Raw genomic sequence first — 17,436 nt, 5'->3', positions numbered from 1 at the left:
TTGCCATGAAGAATCTCCACCATCGTCGTATGGCGGCAGCGTCTGGCCATGGGAGCGCAAGCCGATTCGCAGCATTCGCCATCGGCTTGATGGCGGTGTTCTGCTCGATATCGTCCGTATCCGGCGTCAATATCGAAAACAAGCCGCTTACGGTGGGTAGCAGCGTGCCGGGTAACCTGGTGCTGGTCCCGTCGGTGGAGTATCCGACGATTCACAGCCAGGCAAATATCGGGAACTACGACGCCACGCGTCGCTATTCGGGCTACTTCGATCCGGACAAGTGCTACGCCTACCATTACAGTGCTACCGAATCGGAACGGCACTTCTATCCGGTTGGGCTGGCGAGCTCTTTCAATTGCCCGACTGCCGGGCAATGGAGCGGGAACTACATGAACTGGGCGGCCACCCAGACAATCGATCCTTTCAGGTTGGCATTGACCGGAGGTTATCGGGTCAAGGACGAGCCCGGTGAAACTTGGCTGGAGAAGGCGCGTCATGCGCCAGGATATGGGCTTTATCCGAATCGCAGGCTGCCAGCGAGCGGGAACAATGCGACGTTGGTGGCGAACGTGACGGCTGCGCAGTGGGACAATCTGACTGTCCGTATTGAGGGCCTCGGCAACAAGATGAGGTTCAGCTCCTCGGGGAATCTTGATAACACGCCAACTGCATACAACCCGGCCATTCATCTCCTGACGAAGGGCGTGGCCGAGCAGAGCCACTGGGAAAGTTGCAGGGAGGGTCAGCAGGGTTGCCAGAACAACGGCACGCGGAGGAATCCAAGATGGGAGCGGAAGGTTGTGGACGTGGCCGCTGTTCCCAGTGATGCGGGGACAGTTTACGAAGTCAGCGTGCGAGTCAAGGTGTGCGACGCATCGGTCGGGGTCGAGTCGAACTGCAAGCAGTATGCCCAAGGCTGGAAGCCGGAGGGCTTGATCCAGGAGTATGCGGAACGTATCCGCTACAGCATCTTTGGTTTTCTCAATGAGACCGGCAACCAGCGGAACGGTGGCGTGATGCGCGCGCGCCAGAAGTTCGTCGGCCCGTACACCAACTATCCCGAGCTGGGGCGACTCGCGAACGTGAACAGCGAGTGGAACTCGTCCACGGGCGTGCTCGTGCGCAATCCGGATCCGGATGATGCGAACGGTACGGGCTTTGGTGTCGCGGACAGCGGCGTGATCAATTACCTGAACAAGTTCGGCCAGATGACAGGGCAGAACCCGAAGGGCAATGACCCGGTCAGTGAGCTTTATTACGCCGCCCTGCGGTACTTCAGGGGGCAGGGCAACCTTGCGGATTACACGAATAATCTTGATTACAATAAGGCTGATGGTTTCCCGGTCATCACCAATTGGGACGATCCGATACGGTACTCCTGCCAGGTGAACGCGGCCCTCGGCATCGGCGACGTGTACACGCACGCGGACCATGACCTTCCCCCTGACGACAAGACTCTGGCGCAGCAGTACACCAACAGGGTGTTTCAGCTCGAGGGGATAAACAAGGCGGCATCCGCGGAATTTTCGGGGCGCGGCAATTCCGCGTACATCGCCGGTCTGGCGTACTACGCCCATACGAACGACCTTCGTCCGGACGATGCGGCCAAGCCGAACACCAAGGGCATGCAGACCCTTTCTACCTATTGGGTGGACGTGCGTGAGAATCAAAGGCTCGAGCCCAAGACCGGCAATCAGTATTGGCTGGCGGCCAAGTACGGTGGTTTTCGGGTCCCCAGTGGCTTCCGTCCTTTGACGGACAACCTGCCAGCCGGGAGCTGGCATACCTCGGGTGAGTACCTCACGGCTGGCGCTAACGGCGGGGTCACGTCGACCGTGACCGATTATCCGCGCCCCGACAATTTCTATGTCGCCAGCGAGGCCGACAAGATGGTGGAAAGCCTGCGCGCGGCGTTCCGAAAGATCGTCGATGACGCGAGTGGCTCCGCCAGCTCCTTCGCAAGCAACACGACCAAGCTGGAAGTCGGGGCGCGTACCTACCAGGCCAAGTACATCTCCAATGGCTGGGCTGGGCGGCTGACGGCCAGCGACGTCGATACGGCAACGGGTAACCTGACAGACATCTGGGACGCGTCGGACTGGCTCGGCCAGGCGGCGGGCGACCTGAAGGTCAATGCCAACGCCACCACGCTGAACTACACCCAGCGGCAGATCCTCTACAACAACAGTGGCACCCTGGCCAACTTCATCACCAACTGGACCGGCAACACGCTGACCAGCCCGACGCTGGCCAAGCCGGGGGCGTTCTCGACGCTGAACGACAACCAGCTCAAGTACATCCTCGGCGATCGCACCCACGAGCGGCAGTCGACGGTGAATGGGAGCCTGAGGACCTTCCGCGACCGCCGTGGCATGCTCGGCGACATCATCAACTCCACCCCTGTCTACGTGGGACGCCCCAACGCGAACCTGTACGCGGGAGACGCGAGCTACGCGACTTTCGTCTCGCAGCAGTCTTCGCGTACCCCGGTGGTCTATGTCGGGGCGAACGACGGAATGTTGCATGCGTTCAAGGCGCCGGATTCGTGCACGGGCGCCAACGCCGAGTGTGGCAAGGAACTCTTTGCATTCATGCCGACAGAGGCAATGGGCGTGCTCACCCAGAACGACCCGTCCACCAATAAATACCCGTACTGGCACCCGGAGTACGATCACGCGTACTCGGTGGACGGCGAACTTACCGTGGCCGACGTCAAGCACAACGGCACCTGGAAGACAATCCTCGTCGGCACGATGGGGCGTGGCGGCAAGAGCATTTTCGCGCTGGACGTGACGGATCCGGCTTCGCCCAGCCTGCTCTGGGAGAAGACCGCGTCGGATCCGGCAATTGGATCGCTGCTCGGCAATGCCCTCGGCCGGCCGATCATCGCCAAGGTCGCGGACAACGACTGGCGAGTGTTCATCGGTAACGGCCCCAACAGCAGCAGTGGTGAGTCCGTGCTCATCATGCTCAACGCCGTGACCGGAGCGAATGCGAACACGAAGAGCACCGGGGCAGACGGGGACAACGGTCTTTCCGGCGTGAACGTCTGGGACGACCATGGCACTGTTATTCCCAGCAAGCCTGACGGCAACTTCGACACCGTGTATGCCGGGGACATGAACGGCAACCTGTGGAAGTTCGACCTCGACAACAACACGGTCACGCGGCTGTTCACGACCCAGGCCGGCCAGCCCATCACCGCCGCGCCCCTGGTCGCGAAGAATCCCTACAACCCGCCTGAAACCTGGGTGTTCTTCGGCACGGGACGCTATCTCAGTACGGCTGATACGAGCAGTACCGCCAACCAGGTCGTGCAGAGCTGGTACGGCATCATCGACCGGGATGCCGCGGTGACCAGGGCTACGCTTTCGCAGTCCCGCATCACCCACCAGGACAGCGTCGGTCGGGTGATCGAGAAGGTGGGTGCGCCCGGGACGAATGGCTGGTACATCGACCTCCAGTCCCCCGCCGAGGCTGCCGGCGGTACGCCGAAGGGCGAACGCATGGTGGTGCCCAATTTCTTCCAGGGCATGGCGCTTATCGGCACGACGCGGTATCCCGATTCCACGGATCCGTGTTCGCCCACGGGTCGCGGCTACACGATGGCGATCGACCCGTTCACCGGCGGCCGGCTCGGCAGCGCGTTCTTTGACATGAACGGGAACGGGACCGTCGGCGACAGCGGCGACTACTACGGCGGCAACACCGACACCCCGTACTCGGGCGTGGCCTACGACAGCGGCCCGAACAACCCGATCTTCCTCGGCTCGTACATGTACACGAGCCTGGACGACGGCAGCTATTCGAAGATCATGACCAGCGGCTCGCAGGCGTTGGTGCGACGTGTCTCCTGGAGGGAACTGATCAATGGCAACTGACCGGAACCGCATGCGGGCCGCCGGAACGCGCCGGGCGCGGGGCTTCACCCTGATCGAGCTGATGATCGTGGTGGCGATCATCGCGGTGCTGGCCGCGATCGCCAACACCATGTACCAGGGCCACGTCGTGCGTGCCCGCCGCGCCGCCGCGGCCGCCTGCCTGCAGGAGCGCGCCCAGTTCCTGGAGCGCTACTACACGACCAACCTGAGCTACGCCAGCGCGCCCGACCCGGCGCAGTGCGGCCCGGACGTGGAGCCGTTCTACCAGATGTCGCTCACCGGCGTGACCGCCAAGGCCTACACCCTGTCGGCCACCCCGACCAGCCGGCAGAAGGATCCCAAGTGCGGGACCCTGTCGATCAACGCCCAGGGCAAGCGCAGCGTCAGCGGCACCGCCGGCGTCGGCGAATGCTGGTGACCGGCCCCGGATGCGGCGTGCCCGAACCGCTGCATCCCCCGGCCCACGACCCGCAGCGGTAGCCACGGATGCCCATGCGAGGGGGCCGCAGCAATGCGGCCCCCTTCGTGCATCCGGTGGCCGGCTGCGGCGGCGGAAGTCCTGCCGGGTTAAGCTGGGGCGGCGCGGCGCGATGTGCGGGGGATGGCGGCAATGCCCGCAGGCCAGGGGTGTCCGCGCTCGGCGCGCCCGGTGGCGGCAGGCCGCGCGATTGATCCTGCGGCAAGCGGGGCCGCTGGGAGGAGGGGCGGGGTGCACGCACGGGCGCGCACGCAGAACGGCCTGGACTCACGGCCAGCAGCCGGGCGATCGCCACTTCCGCCGGTTTCCGCAATAGCAAAAAGGGCCGCTTCGCGGCCCTAAGTGCTTGAATACTGGCGCCCGAAGTTGGACTCGAACCAACGACCCCCTGATTAACAGTCAAGTGCTCTAACCGGCTGAGCTATTCGGGCGGGGGCGCGTATTGTAGACAGATGGTTTCCGGCGCGGCAAGGGGGTACGTGGCCGGAATTGCGCGCGCGGGCGCGCCGCGCCCGCCTCCGCGCGCCGGAAGCCTTGTGCCGCGCGGGCTGAGGCTAGCCCGGCGGCCCGCAGGGCGTATCCGCCGGGGCCTGCGTCCAGCGCGTGCGGCCGCTGTTGTTGACCACCACCTCCGCATGCAGGCGCTCGCCGCTGCAGATCCGGAAGGTGACGTTGGTCCCCGGCGCCAGGCCGTCCGGCTGGTAGCGCACCCGTACCCGGCCCTGGGTGGAGAAGATCCGGATCGAGCCGTGCACAGGGGCGTGCTCGTCGCGCAGCACGTCGTCCGGCACCCGCGGCTGTGGCAGGCGCGCCGGGTCACGGTACAGCAGCCAGCCCGTGCTCCAGTCCGTGCTTTCCGCGCAGCGGCCGCCGCCGCGGGTGGGGCATAGCGTGACCGGCGTCCGCGCGCTCACGGCGGCGTTGCGCGCCAGCGCCAGCTGGGTGGTCAGCGCGTGCATGGCGCCGGTCGCGCGCTGCCATTCCAGGAAGCGCTGCATGCCCGGGACGGCGAGCCCGGCAAGGATGGCCGCCACGGCCAGCGTGGTCATCAGTTCCACCAGGGTGAAGCCGGCTGGGGCGCCCGGCGCATCCTTGCGCATAAGCGGAAATCCATTTCGCCCGGGCGACCCAGCATGGCGCGGCCGCAGGTGGCGCGGAATCAGGCGTGGCCGGAATCCCGTGTAGGACTTTGGCTGGAGATCGCGGGCGGTGCCGCCACATGGGCGCAGGTCGCCATGGGGCGCCCCCGGAAGTGCACCGGCCGATCCAGGCCGAGCCGTCACTTGCCAGCCGGTGCCGCGCACCGGTCCCGGCGCATGGTCACGGGGGGCTGCGGTCACGCGGCGAAGCGGTGCGGCGCACCCCGGCAGGCGTACCCCCTCCAGGGCGCGCGGCCGCCGGCGTCCTGCCGGCCGGCCCGCCGCGGCGTGGGCGTGACCACCGCCCACCTCGAAAGGCTGGGCGCCACGGCCCGGGGAGGACGGGACGGCAGGCCGCGCGGGCAGGGGCGCGGCGCCGTGCCTGCAGCACACTTCGTGGCCGCGCCACTGCGTTCCACGCGCCGCGGACAAGCGCGCTCCTATACTGGATGGTCTTCCGAGGACGCTGCCTGGCGCATGAGCGAACGATTCGAACTGGTCTCCCCGTACGCCCCGGCGGGCGACCAGCCGTATGCCATCGAAAAGCTGGTCGAAGGCTTCGAGGCCGGCCTGGCGAAGCAGGTGCTGCTCGGCGTCACCGGCTCGGGCAAGACCTACACCATCGCCAACGTGGTCCAGCAGGTGCAGAAGCCGACCCTGGTGATGGCCCACAACAAGACCCTGGCCGCGCAGCTGTACGGCGAGTTCAAGGCGTTCTTCCCGAACAACGCGGTCGAGTACTTCGTCAGCTACTACGACTACTACCAGCCCGAGGCCTACGTCCCCTCGACCGACACCTTCATCGAGAAGGACAGCTCGATCAACGACCACATCGAGCAGATGCGCCTGGCCGCGACCAAGGCGCTGCTGTCGCGGCGCGACGTACTGGTGGTGGCCACCGTCTCGGCGATCTACGGCCTGGGCGCGCCGGAGGACTACCTGTCGCTGCGCCTGATCCTGTCGCGCGGCGAGCGCATCGACCAGCGCGAGCTGCTGCGCCACCTGACCCAGCTGCAGTACACCCGCAACGAGTACGAGCTGCAGCGCGGCACCTTCCGCGTGCGCGGCGAGGTGGTGGACGTGCACCCGGCCGAAAGCGACGCCGAGGCGGTGCGCATCGAGCTGTTCGACGGCGAGATCGAGAACATCTCCCTGTTCGACCCGCTCACCGGCGAGGTGCTGCGCCGCATCCCGCGCTACACCATCTACCCGAAGACCCACTACGCGACCACCCGCGAGCGGGTGCTCAACGCGATCGAGACCATCAAGCTCGAGCTGAAGGAGCGGCTGGAGCAGCTGTACGCGCAGAACAAGCTGGTCGAGGCCCAGCGCCTGGCCCAGCGCACCCAGTTCGACCTGGAGATGATGGCCGAGGTCGGCTACTGCTCGGGCATCGAGAACTACTCCCGGCACCTGACCGGCAAGGCGCCTGGCGAGCCGCCGCCGACCCTGTTCGACTACCTGCCGGCCGACGCGCTGCTGGTGGTGGACGAGTCGCACGTGACCATCCCGCAGATCGGCGCCATGTACAAGGGCGACCGCTCGCGCAAGGAAACCCTGGTGGAGTTCGGCTTCCGCCTGCCCTCGGCGCTGGACAACCGCCCGCTGAAGTTCGAGGAGTGGGAGGCGCGTGCGCCGCGCTCGATCTACGTCTCGGCCACGCCTGGCCCGTACGAGATGCGCGAGGCCGGCGACCAGGTGGTCGAACTGGTGGTGCGCCCGACCGGCCTGGTCGACCCGCAGGTGGAGATCCGCCCGGTCGCCACCCAGGTCGACGACCTGATGGGCGAGATCAACAAGTGCGTGGCCATGGGCGACCGCGTGCTGGTCACCACCCTGACCAAGCGCATGGCCGAGAACCTCACCGACTACCTGGCCGAGCACGATATCAAGGTGCGCTACCTGCACTCGGACGTGGACACGGTCGAGCGCGTGGAGATCATCCGCGACCTGCGCCTGGGCAAGTTCGACGTGCTGGTGGGCATCAACCTGCTGCGCGAGGGCCTGGACATGCCCGAGGTCTCGCTGGTGGCGATCCTCGACGCGGACAAGGAGGGTTTCCTGCGTTCGTCCGGCTCGCTGATCCAGACCATCGGCCGCGCCGCGCGCAACCTGCGCGGCAGGGCGATCCTGTATGCGGACACCATCACCCGCTCGATGCAGGCGGCGATCGACGAGACCAACCGCCGCCGCGAGAAGCAGGAGCAGTACAACGCCGAGCACGGCATCGTCCCGCGCCAGGTGGTGCGCCAGATCATGGACGTCATGGAGGGCGCGCGCCCCGAGCCCGGCGAGGCCAAGTCCAAGGGCAAGGGCCGCGGCAAGGCGCGCCAGGTGGCCGAGCCGGCCACCGACTACTCCACCCTGGACCCGGCCAAGGCCCTGGCCAGGATCAACGAGCTGGAGCAGCGCATGTACCAGCACGCCCGCGACCTGGAGTTCGAGGACGCCGCGCGCCTGCGCGACGAGATCCGCAAGCTCAAGGAAGCGGCCCTGGCCGGCTGAGGCCCGCCCCCTGTTGTGGATTCGGCCCGGGGCAGGGTAGAATGCGCGCCCCTGCAGACGGCGACGCCGTCCGGCAGCGGCAAACGGGCGGTTAGCTCAGCGGTAGAGCACTACCTTGACATGGTAGGGGTCACAGGTTCGAACCCTGTACCGCCCACCACCTCCAGGCAGGTGGAAAAAATGCCTTGGCCCGAAAGCCCCGCCCGCCGCGGGGCTTTTTCGTATCCGCGGCCGGCACCGCGCCACGCGCACGCGGCTCAGCGGGCGAGGGCGTCCAGCAGCCACGCCAGCCTGCGCAGCTGCACCGGCTGCACGCGGAGACTCCGGGTGTGCGGATCGCCTCCGGCGTGGCGATATCCCGGGCGCTTCGCTACCCCCGGCTACGCCCGCTGGCCCGGGCCGCTCACCTGCCGGCCGCGCCTTCCACCACCCGCACCTCGAACACCCACGGCGTGCGCTTCCCGCCATGGGCGACGAACTCCACCCGCGTCCCATCGCCGCGCAGCGCGGCCGCTGTCCCGGCAGGCAGCGTGAACTCCTCGACCACCAGGTCGTCCTTGCCCTTGCCGTCGAGCACGATGCTGCCGAGCTTGCGGCCGTCGACCAGCACGTCCATGCCGGCATTCCACTGGCCGCCGAACACCGTCAGCTGCAGGGTCGGTGGGGTGCTTTCGGGAACCGGACGGCGGGCTCGCAGCAAGTAGGAGAAGCGGTCGCCGGCATCGCGCCAGGGCCGGCCGAGCATGTTCCCGGTCCTGCTGTCGCGGCCCTGGTAGGCGTGGTCGACCTCGGGCTGCTGTTCGCCGGGCTGGACCTGGTCCAGGGTGCGGGCTTCCAGGGCCTGGCGCTGGCGTTCGGCCGCCTCGATCGCGGCGACCACGGCCGGATACCGCTCCGGGGTGGTGGTGCGCCAGTAGGCCATGTAGCGGGCGTCGTGGACGCGGTACAGCGGCTCCAGGCGCAGGCCGCGGAACGACATCGGCCGCACCAGGGCGTCGGCGCTGAACACCAGCGGCTGCCCCGGCACCGGGCGGATGCCCGCGGCCAGCGCCTCGCGCTCGCCCACCAGCATCGGCGCCTGGTCCAGCGGCAGGTAGGGGCCGGGGGCGATATGGCTGCCGCGGCCGTCGTCGGCGATCAGGCCTTCCAGATCCTCCCCGCCGGTGCGCGCGGCCAGCATCAGCGGGCCGTGCATCACCGCCACCCAGTCCGAGCCGTCGGGCAGGGCCTCGATGCGGGTGGCCATGGGCAGCTCGACCTCGATGCGGTCGCCGTCCTGCCACCGCCGCTCGATCCGCGCATGGGACGAGGGCCTGGACTCCACCGGCCAGGGCCGGCCATTGATCTTCACCCGCAGCGGGCCCGCTAGCCAGTGCGGATGGCGCAACTCCAGGGCGAAGCTGTGCGGCGTATCCAGCGCCAGTTCCAGCACGCTGCGCGGCTCCTCGGGGAAGCGCGTGCGCTGGCGCAGCACCAGGCCGGACTCGGCCCAGCGCAGTTCCGAGTCCAGGTACAGGTTCACCCGCAGCACATCGGCATCGTAGGAGTACACGAAGGCACCGTGGCGGCCGTGGTTCTCCATGCCGCTGCCCACGCAGCACCAGAAGCACTGCTGCGGCTGCGAATACACGCGGTAGTGCCGCGGCCGGATCGGGGTGAAGTACACCAGCCCGCCGTGGTCGGGATGCTGGGTGGAGAGGATGTGGTTGAACAGCACCCGTTCGTAGAAATCCGCATGCCGCGGGTCCGGGCGCAGCCGCTCCAGCAGCAGGGTCAGGCGCAGCATGTTGTAGCTGTTGCAGGTCTCCGGGCCCTCGCGCGAGGCCACCATGCCGCTGAAGTCGCCGGCCGGGTTGAAGTGCTCGCGCACGCTGTTGCCGCCGAAGGCGATGCTCCGGTGCAGCGCAACCCGCTCCCAGAAGAACTGCGCCGCCTCGATCCAGGCCGCGTCGCCGTCCAGCTCGCCGATGCGGGCGAAGCCGATCACCTTGGGGATCTGGGTGTTGGCGTGCAGCCCGTCCAGCCGGTCCTCGCGCCGCAGCAGGGGCTCGAGGATGGCGCGGTGCGAGAAGCGCCGCGCCAGCGCCAGGTAGCGGCGTTCGCCGGTGATGGCATAGACGTCGGCCAGCACCTCGTTCATGCCGCCATGCTCGGTATCGAGCACGCGCTGCAGCTGGTCGTCGTCGAGGTTGGCCACCAGCGCCCCGGCCCAGTCGGCGAAGCGCACCAGCACCTCGCGCGCCTGCCCGTTGCCGGCCAGCACCCAGGCATCGCGCAGCCCGGCGAAGGTCTTGTGCAGGTTGTAGAACGGCACCCAGGCGCCTTCCAGCGCGAACGACTCGGCCTGGAAATCGCCGCTGGCGATGCGCTCCCACAGCACGCGGCCGTTGGGCACGCCGCCGACGTAGCCGTCGCCGTTGGCGGCCTGGACCTCGGCCAGGGCCGCGACCATGTAGTCCAGCCGCCGGCGCATCTCCGCGCTGCCCTGCGCGGCCTGCTGCGCCAGCGCCGAGAGGTAATGGCCGGCGGTATGGCCATCCAGGCCCATGGATTCCCAGTTCGGGTACCTGGACGCGGGCGAGGGCAGGCCGGCCTCGAGCCGGAATGGTGCCAGCAGCCGGTCCATGTCCAGCGCGGCCAGATAGCGCAGGTTGAGCGCGCTGGAGCGGGCGAACAGGCCTTCGCCCAGGCGCACGTCGGACAGCGGGAAGAAGCGCACCGGCCCGCGCTGCCAGGGCAGCGGCGGCGGCAGGGCCAACGCCGGCAGCAGGGGCAGGCTGGCCGCGGCGCCGCCCAGGGCGGCGACGAAGCCGCGCCGGCTCAGGCGCGGGCCGGGCGCGGCCATGGCGGCGTCTGCCAGGAGAAAAAGACCCCGTCGCAAGGGGAAACCGCCGGGGCGGTGGCGGCGGGGCTTCCGGAAGGGAGGAACACACCGCGCGGCATGGCGGCGCTCAGTGCGAGTCGCGGGCGACGGTGTCGCCACTGCCGCCGACCAGGAAGTCCAGGTCGGCACCCAGGTGCGCCTGCTGCACGTGGTCCACGTACAGCCTGGCCCAGCCACGGGCCGGTGGCGGTGGCGGGGTCCACTCGGCGCGGCGGCGCTCCAGCTCGGCCGCGTCCACGTCCAGGTGCAGGCGGCGGGCCTCCACGTCCAGCTCGATGAAATCGCCCTCGCGCACCAGCGCCAGCGGGCCGCCGGCGGCGGCTTCCGGCGAGACGTGCAGCACCACCGTACCGTAGGCGGTGCCGCTCATGCGCGCATCGGAGATGCGCACGATGTCGGTGATGCCACGGCGCAGCAGCTTGGGCGGCAGCGGCATGTTGCCGACCTCGGCCATGCCCGGGTAGCCGCGCGGACCGCAGTTCTTCAGCACCATCACGCAGGTCTCGTCGATGTCCAGCGCTTCGTCGTCGATCCGCGCCTTGAAGTCCTCGATGTCCTCGAACACCACCGCGCGGCCGCGGTGCCTCAGCAGGTGCGGCGAGGCGGCCGAGGGCTTGATCACCGCGCCGTCCGGGGCCAGGTTGCCGCGCAGCACGGCGATGCCGGCCTCGGCGCGCAGCGGCTGGTCGAGCGGGCGGATCACCTCGCGGTTCCAGCACGGCGCGTCGGCGATGTTCTCGCCGAGGGTGCGGCCGTTGACCGTCAGTGCGTCCAGGTCCAGGTACTGCGCGATCTCGCGCAGCACCGCCGGCAGGCCGCCGGCGTAGTAGAAGTCCTCCATCAGGTACTCGCCCGACGGCTTGAGGTTGACCAGGCAGGGCAGGCGCGAGCCGATCTCGTCCCAGTCCTCCAGGCTCAGTTCCACGCCCAGGCGGCCGGCCAGGGCCAGCAGGTGGATCACCGCGTTGGTCGAGCCGCCGATCGCGGCGTTGGCGCGGATCGCGTTGGCGAAGGCCTTGCGCGTGAGGATCCTCGACATGCGCAGGTCCTCGCGCACCATCTCCACGATGCGGCGGCCGGAAAGGTGGGCCAGGCGGAAGCGGCGCGAGTCGACGGCCGGGATTGCCGCGTTCTCCGGCAGCGACATGCCCAGTGCCTCCACCATCGAGGCCATGGTCGAGGCCGTGCCCATGGTCATGCAGCTGCCCCTGGAGCGCTGCATGCAGGCCTCGGCCTCGGTGAACTCGGCCTGGGAAAGGGTGCCGGCGCGGACCATCTCCGACATCTCGATCACCCCGGTGCCCGAGCCCACCGGCCTGCCGCGCCAGTTGCCCGACAGGGAAGGGCCGCCGGACACGCCGATGGTCGGCAGGTCCACGCTGGCCGCACCCATCAGCAGCGAGGGCGTGGTCTTGTCGCAGCCCATCAGCAGCACCACGCCATCGATCGGGTTGGCGCGGATGGATTCCTCCACGTCCATCGAGGCGAGGTTGCGGAACAGCATGGCCGTGGGCCGCACCTGGGTCTCGCCCAGGGACATCACCGGGAACTCCAGCGGGAAGCCACCGGCCTCGTAGACGCCACGCTTGACGTGCTCGGCCAGCTCGCGGAAGGAGCTGTTGCACGGCGTCAGTTCGGACCAGGTGTTGCAGATGCCGATCACCGGGCGGCCGTCGAACATGTCGTGCGGCAGGCCCAGGCCCTTGAGCCAGCTGCGGTAGTAGAAGCCCTGCTTGCCCTCGCGGCCGAACCACTGGCGGCTGCGGAAGGGCGGCTTGCTGGATTCGCTCATGCGGTCGGGATTCCTGCCCGGTGGACTTGGCCGGGCCATCACCGTGCCGATGGCATGGCTGCGTCCCGTTGCCGGGGATGCTACCGGGGCGGGCAATGCACGAAAAATAACAAATGCACGCAGATCGATATGCGTATTGCAATCCACCCACCAAAGCCCCCCTCCCCCGGGAGAGGGTTGGGGGAGAGGGCAGACAGCCCCGCGCCCTTCGTCGGCACCCACCCTCTCCCTCGGACCCTCTCCCAGTCGGAGAGGGCAGGAAAGCGCCATAACCAATCGGATATGCATGACACCGATATCCGCATTTGTTGTGCATCCGCCGCGGCTACGAGAATGCAGCGGAGCCCCCGCGGTGGCGGTGGCGCATTCGGCGGTGCATCGCGGCGCTCTGGGAGGGGCAATGCAGGACCGGAAACAGGCGCTGGACCAGAAGCTGAGCGTGCTCGAGAAGATCGGCTTCGGCGCCGGCGACATGGCGGTCAACGTCGTCATCTCCTCGATGATGCTGATCATCACGTTCTTCTATACCGACGTGTTCGGCCTGCGCCCGGCCGACGTGGCCCTGCTGCTGATCGTGGTGCGGATGGTCGACGCGGTCACCGACCCGCTGATGGGCATGGTCACCGACCGCATCGAGACCCGCTGGGGCCGCTACCGGCCGTGGTTCCTGTGGATGGCGGTGCCGTTCGGGATCTCGGTGACGCTGACCTTCACCACGCCGGACACCACTTACGGCCTGAAGCTGGCCTGGGCCTACGCCACCTACACCCTGGTCACCCTGGTGTTCACCGCGGTAACCATCCCCTACATCTCGCTGATCGGGGTGCTCACCGCCAACCCGAAGGAGCGGCTGTCGGCGAACGGCTACCGGCTGTTCTTCGCCAAGATCGCCGCCTTCCTGGTCACCATCCTGGTACCGGTGCTGGCCGAGGCCTGGGGCGACGGCCAGCTGGCGCGCGGCTACCAGCGGGCGATGGGGCTGATGGGGCTGATGGCCACGGTGCTGTTCCTGTTCTGCTTCTTCACCACCACCGAGCGGATCCGCCACGAGGTGGACCGCAAGCCGCTGCGCGAGCAGTTCGCCCTGCTGCTGCGCAACGACCAGTGGCTGCTGCTGTGCGCGGTGTGCGTGATCGGCACCATCGGCTACGTGGTGCGCGGCTCGGTGGCCGCGTACTACGCCAAGTACTACCTGGGCGGCGACGCGAAGCTGCTGTCCGCCTTCCTGGCCACCGGGGTGGTCGCGGCGATTTTGGCGATGGTCGCGTCCACGTGGATCACCAAGCGCTTCTGCAAGATCGCGCTGTTCCGCTGGAGCCAGCTGCTGGTCGGCGTGCTGAGCCTGGCGATGTACCTCGTGGTGGGGCCGGGCGACGTGGTCGCCGCCTTCGTCTTCTACTTCCTCATCTGCTTCATCGTCGACCTGCACGCGCCGGTGTTCTGGTCGGCGATCGTCGAGGCGGTGGACTACGGCCATGCGCGCAGCGGCAAGCGCGTGGCCGGGCTGGCGATGGGCGGGATCTCGTTCTTCCAGAAGGCGGGCATGGGCATTGCCGGGGCGATCGTCGGCTGGCTGCTGGCCTGGTTCCAGTACGTTCCGGACCAGCCGCAGACGCCCTCGGCGCTCAACGGCATCGCCCTGATGCTGACGCTGATCCCCGGCGCCTTCCACGCGCTGATGGGCCTGGTGATGTTCGCCTACCGGATCACCGACGGTTACTACCAGCAGATCCGCCAGCAGATCATCCACGAAGCCCCGGCCGCCTGAGGCCGGCGGAGAGGACGCCCCATGAAGCTGAGCAATCCCTTCATCCTGCAGCGCGCCGACCCGCATGTGTCGCGCCACGCCGGCCGCTACTACTTCACCGCGTCGGTTCCCGAGTACGACCGGGTGGTGTTGCGCAGTTCGCCCACGCTGGCCGGGCTGGCCGCGGCGGAGGAGAAGGTGCTGTGGCGCGCCCCGCCGGAAGGACCTGCCAGCTCGCTCATCTGGGCGCCGGAACTGCACCGCGCCGACGATGGCTGGTACGTGTACTTCGCCGCCGCGCCCTCGCGCGAGATCAAGGACGGGCTGTTCCAGCACCGCATGCACGCGCTGCGCAATCCCTCGGCCGATCCGATGCAGGGCCCGTGGGAGTTCGCCGGCCAGGTCGACAGCGGCATCGACGCGTTCTGCCTGGACGCGACCAGCTTCAGCCACCGCGGCGTGCGCTACTACCTGTGGGCGCAGAAGCACCCCGATATCCCCGGCAACTCCAACCTGTACATCGCGGCGATGGAGACGCCCACCCGGATCAAGGGCCCGCCGGTGCTGCTGACCCGGCCCGAGTTCGACTGGGAAGTGCAGGGCTTCCTGGTCAACGAAGGGCCGTCGGTCCTCATCCGCCACGGCAAGGTGTTCTGCACCTATTCGGCCAGCGCTACCGACGAACGCTATGCGATGGGTCTGATCTGGGCGGATGCGGACAGCGACCTGCTGGATGCGGCCAGCTGGCACAAGTCACCGCGGCCGGTGTTCGCCACCGACGTCGAGCGCGAGGTCTACGGGCCGGGCCACAACAGCTTTACCGTAGCCGAGGACGGCATCACCGACCTGCTGGTCTACCACGCACGCAACTACCGCGAAATCGAGGGCGACCCGCTGTGGAACCCGGATCGCCACGCCTGCGTGCAGCCGCTGCAGTGGGACGCCGACGGCATGCCGGTGTTCGGCCGGCCGCTGCGCGAGGTGGAACTGCCGGAGGCGGGGGCGTGAGCGGGGCGGCGGGCATGGCGGGGCTGTGCCGCGCAGCGCTGCTGCTGGCCTGCGCGCTGGCGGCGCCCGCGTCCGCGCAGGAAGCGAAGCCGAACAACGACGACATGATGGAAGCGCCGCCGGTGGCTGCGCCGCGCGAGGGCTACTGGGCCGATATCCTCGCCCATGACCCGGTGCTGGCCCGGCAGGGCGACACCTGGTACGCCTTCGTCACCGGCCCGGGCATCACCGTCTACAGCTCGAAGGACATGCGGACCTGGAAGGCCGAGCCGCCGGTGTTCGCCACCATTCCGGCCTGGGCCTACGAGGTGGTGCCGAAGTTCAACGGCCATATCTGGGCGCCGGACATCTCCGAACACGACGGCACCTACTACCTGTACTACTCGATCTCCATCGGCGGCAAGAACACCTCGGCGACAGGTGTGGCCACCAATACCACGCTCGATCCGGCCGATCCGGCGTTCCGCTGGGTGGACCACGGCATCGTCCTGCGCTCGGTGCCGCACCGCGACCTGTGGAACGCGATCGACGCCAACTTGGTCGAGGACGAAGACGGCACGCCGTGGCTGGCCTTCGGCTCGTTCTGGGGCGGCTTGAAACTGGTGAAGCTGCGCGAGGACCGGCTGGCCATCGCCGAGCCGCAGGAATGGCACACCCTGGCCCGGCGCGAGCGCCCGCTGCTGGCCGTCGACGATGCCAACCCGGAGCCGGGCGCGATCGAGGCGCCCTTCATCTTCCGCCACGACGGCTGGTACTACCTGTTCGTGTCGTACGACCACTGCTGCCGCGGGGCGAAGAGCGATTACCGGATCATGGTCGGCCGTTCGCGCGACCTGCGCGGCCCTTACCTGGACCGCGACGGCCGGCGCATGGACCAGGGCGGTGCCACCGAGGTACTGCGCGGCACCGCCCGCTGGCCCGGCCCCGGCCACAACAGCGCCTACACGTTCGACGGCCGCGACTGGCTGGTGTTCCACGCCTACGACGTGGAGGACGGCGGCCTGCCCAAGCTGAAGATCCTGCCGCTGGCTTGGGACGAGGACGGCTGGCCAGTGGTGGAGGCGGGGGCGCTGGAGCGGTAGGACCCTTGGCTGCCGGAACGTTCCGGGCACCCACGCACCGGCTTCCCCTTCAAGTTCGCGCGGATGCCTAAGCCCCAGGTCCTGGATATACCGCCGGGTCCGGTACAGGTTGGCCTGTTGGTGCGCAGGCCGTAGCCTGCGGTGCAGGCGGCAGGCGCCCGCGCAGCCGCTCCGGCAGGCGGCCCGCCCGGGCCTGCCGCGCCCGAATACCGGGGCCTGCTCGCCGTCATAAGACATACCGAGCCACCTTGCTGCCTTTTCCCGGATGCCGCCCAAGGGCAGGCCCGGACTGGAGCGGCATAACTCCATGATCCGCCGGGGATTCCTCGATTGACGGCAGGCAAGCGGCGGCCACAAACTCGGCGCTACGGCCCCGGTTGGGGCTCTACTGGCAGTTAGGTCTGAGGTGTTCGGTCGTAGGGGTGCGGCGTCGGACTTCGGCAGGGGATCGCAATGGGCAGTGGGTGTGCGGTGCCGCTTCGGGCAGGTCGCAGGGCAGGCGCCAGGTCAGCGCCGCTCTCGGACCATCAGTGGGCTGGCTTGCCAGCCATCTCGGCCATGCGAATCGCCCCGGCTTCTGTAGACACCCCGAAGCCTCAAATTGATTGCCGCTTTTCGAACTCTACCGGAGGCAGGCCATCGTTGTGCCCGTGCTGCCTGCGGGTGTTGTAGAACATCTCGATGTAGTTGAAGNCGTCGGCCTTGGCCTCGTCCCGGGTGGCGTAGATCCGGCGCCTGATGCGCTCGCGCTTGAGGAGCTGGAAGAAGCTTTCGGCGACCGCGTTGTCATGGCAGTTGCCGCGGCGGCTCATGCTGCTGACCAGGCCGTGGGCTGTCAGGAAATCCTGCCAATCGTGGCCGGTGTATTGCGTTCCCTGATCGGAGTGAATGAGCAGTCCGGCGGGCGGCTTGCGGCGCCA

At 68.2% G+C, this 17,436-nt stretch carries 10 protein-coding genes and 2 tRNA genes; 7 read left to right on the top strand and 5 right to left on the bottom strand.

Annotation, left to right across the window (positions count from 1 at the left end; all coding sequences use genetic code 11):
- Positions 1-5 precede the first annotated feature (5 nt).
- Entirely contained in the window at positions 6-3,881 is a 3,876-nt protein-coding gene (locus tag PSEJ31_RS0114220) for a PilC/PilY family type IV pilus protein (RefSeq protein ID WP_028915829.1), read from the top strand.
- The gene (locus PSEJ31_RS0114215; RefSeq protein ID WP_304412550.1) at positions 3,871-4,299 is read left to right on the top strand and encodes a type IV pilin protein; all 429 of its coding nucleotides are present in this window, start codon (positions 3,871-3,873) and stop codon (positions 4,297-4,299) included. The genes PSEJ31_RS0114220 and PSEJ31_RS0114215 overlap by 11 nt, the downstream gene beginning before the upstream one ends.
- A gap of 414 nt (positions 4,300-4,713) precedes the next feature.
- Here the strand turns inward: PSEJ31_RS0114215 and PSEJ31_RS0114210 are convergent.
- Positions 4,714-4,790, bottom strand: a tRNA-Asn gene (locus PSEJ31_RS0114210).
- A gap of 123 nt (positions 4,791-4,913) precedes the next feature.
- Complete coding sequence (locus tag PSEJ31_RS0114205) at positions 4,914-5,459, bottom strand: GspH/FimT family pseudopilin (protein WP_028915827.1); 546 nt, start codon at positions 5,457-5,459, stop codon at positions 4,914-4,916.
- A 516-nt stretch (positions 5,460-5,975) separates the two neighbouring features.
- Between PSEJ31_RS0114205 and uvrB the strand changes: the two genes are divergently transcribed.
- Both uvrB and PSEJ31_RS0114195 read left to right on the top strand, forming a co-directional pair.
- On the top strand, positions 5,976-8,003 hold the full coding sequence (gene uvrB, locus PSEJ31_RS0114200; protein WP_028915826.1) for an excinuclease ABC subunit UvrB: 2,028 nt from the start codon (positions 5,976-5,978) through the stop codon (positions 8,001-8,003).
- Between the two features lie 85 nt (positions 8,004-8,088).
- Positions 8,089-8,163, top strand: a tRNA-Val gene (locus PSEJ31_RS0114195).
- Between the two features lie 243 nt (positions 8,164-8,406).
- Here the strand turns inward: PSEJ31_RS0114195 and PSEJ31_RS16205 are convergent.
- Positions 8,407-10,848, bottom strand: a complete 2,442-nt coding sequence (locus PSEJ31_RS16205; protein ID WP_028915825.1) for a glycoside hydrolase family 127 protein — start codon at positions 10,846-10,848, stop codon at positions 8,407-8,409.
- A 106-nt stretch (positions 10,849-10,954) separates the two neighbouring features.
- Complete coding sequence (locus tag PSEJ31_RS0114185; RefSeq protein WP_028915824.1) at positions 10,955-12,679, bottom strand: IlvD/Edd family dehydratase; 1,725 nt, start codon at positions 12,677-12,679, stop codon at positions 10,955-10,957.
- Positions 12,680-13,079: 400 nt separating this feature from the next.
- On the opposite strand from PSEJ31_RS0114185, the gene PSEJ31_RS16200 reads away from it, so the two are divergent.
- Genes PSEJ31_RS16200 through PSEJ31_RS0114170 form a run of 3 tightly spaced genes read left to right on the top strand, consistent with a single transcriptional unit; the run spans position 13,080 to position 16,516 of the window.
- A complete protein-coding gene (locus tag PSEJ31_RS16200; protein WP_037035325.1) occupies positions 13,080-14,447 on the top strand; it encodes an MFS transporter in 1,368 nt (455 codons plus the stop codon).
- A gap of 21 nt (positions 14,448-14,468) precedes the next feature.
- A complete protein-coding gene (locus tag PSEJ31_RS0114175) occupies positions 14,469-15,434 on the top strand; it encodes a glycoside hydrolase family 43 protein (protein WP_028915823.1) in 966 nt (321 codons plus the stop codon).
- Positions 15,431-16,516: an arabinan endo-1,5-alpha-L-arabinosidase gene (locus PSEJ31_RS0114170; RefSeq protein WP_198015083.1), complete on the top strand. Its 1,086-nt coding sequence runs from the start codon at positions 15,431-15,433 to the stop codon at positions 16,514-16,516. Before PSEJ31_RS0114175 ends, PSEJ31_RS0114170 begins: the two co-directional genes overlap by 4 nt.
- A gap of 596 nt (positions 16,517-17,112) precedes the next feature.
- Here the strand turns inward: PSEJ31_RS0114170 and PSEJ31_RS16195 are convergent.
- Positions 17,113-17,436: IS3 family transposase (locus tag PSEJ31_RS16195; protein ID WP_037034618.1), on the bottom strand; the 324-nt coding region annotated here is incomplete at its 5' end.

The organism is Pseudoxanthomonas sp. J31 (genome assembly GCF_000510725.1).
In the GTDB taxonomy this organism is placed as follows: Bacteria; Pseudomonadota; Gammaproteobacteria; order Xanthomonadales; family Xanthomonadaceae; genus Pseudoxanthomonas.
Note: the sequence above shows the minus strand (reverse complement) of the source record. Positions and strands in the feature narration are given on the sequence as shown.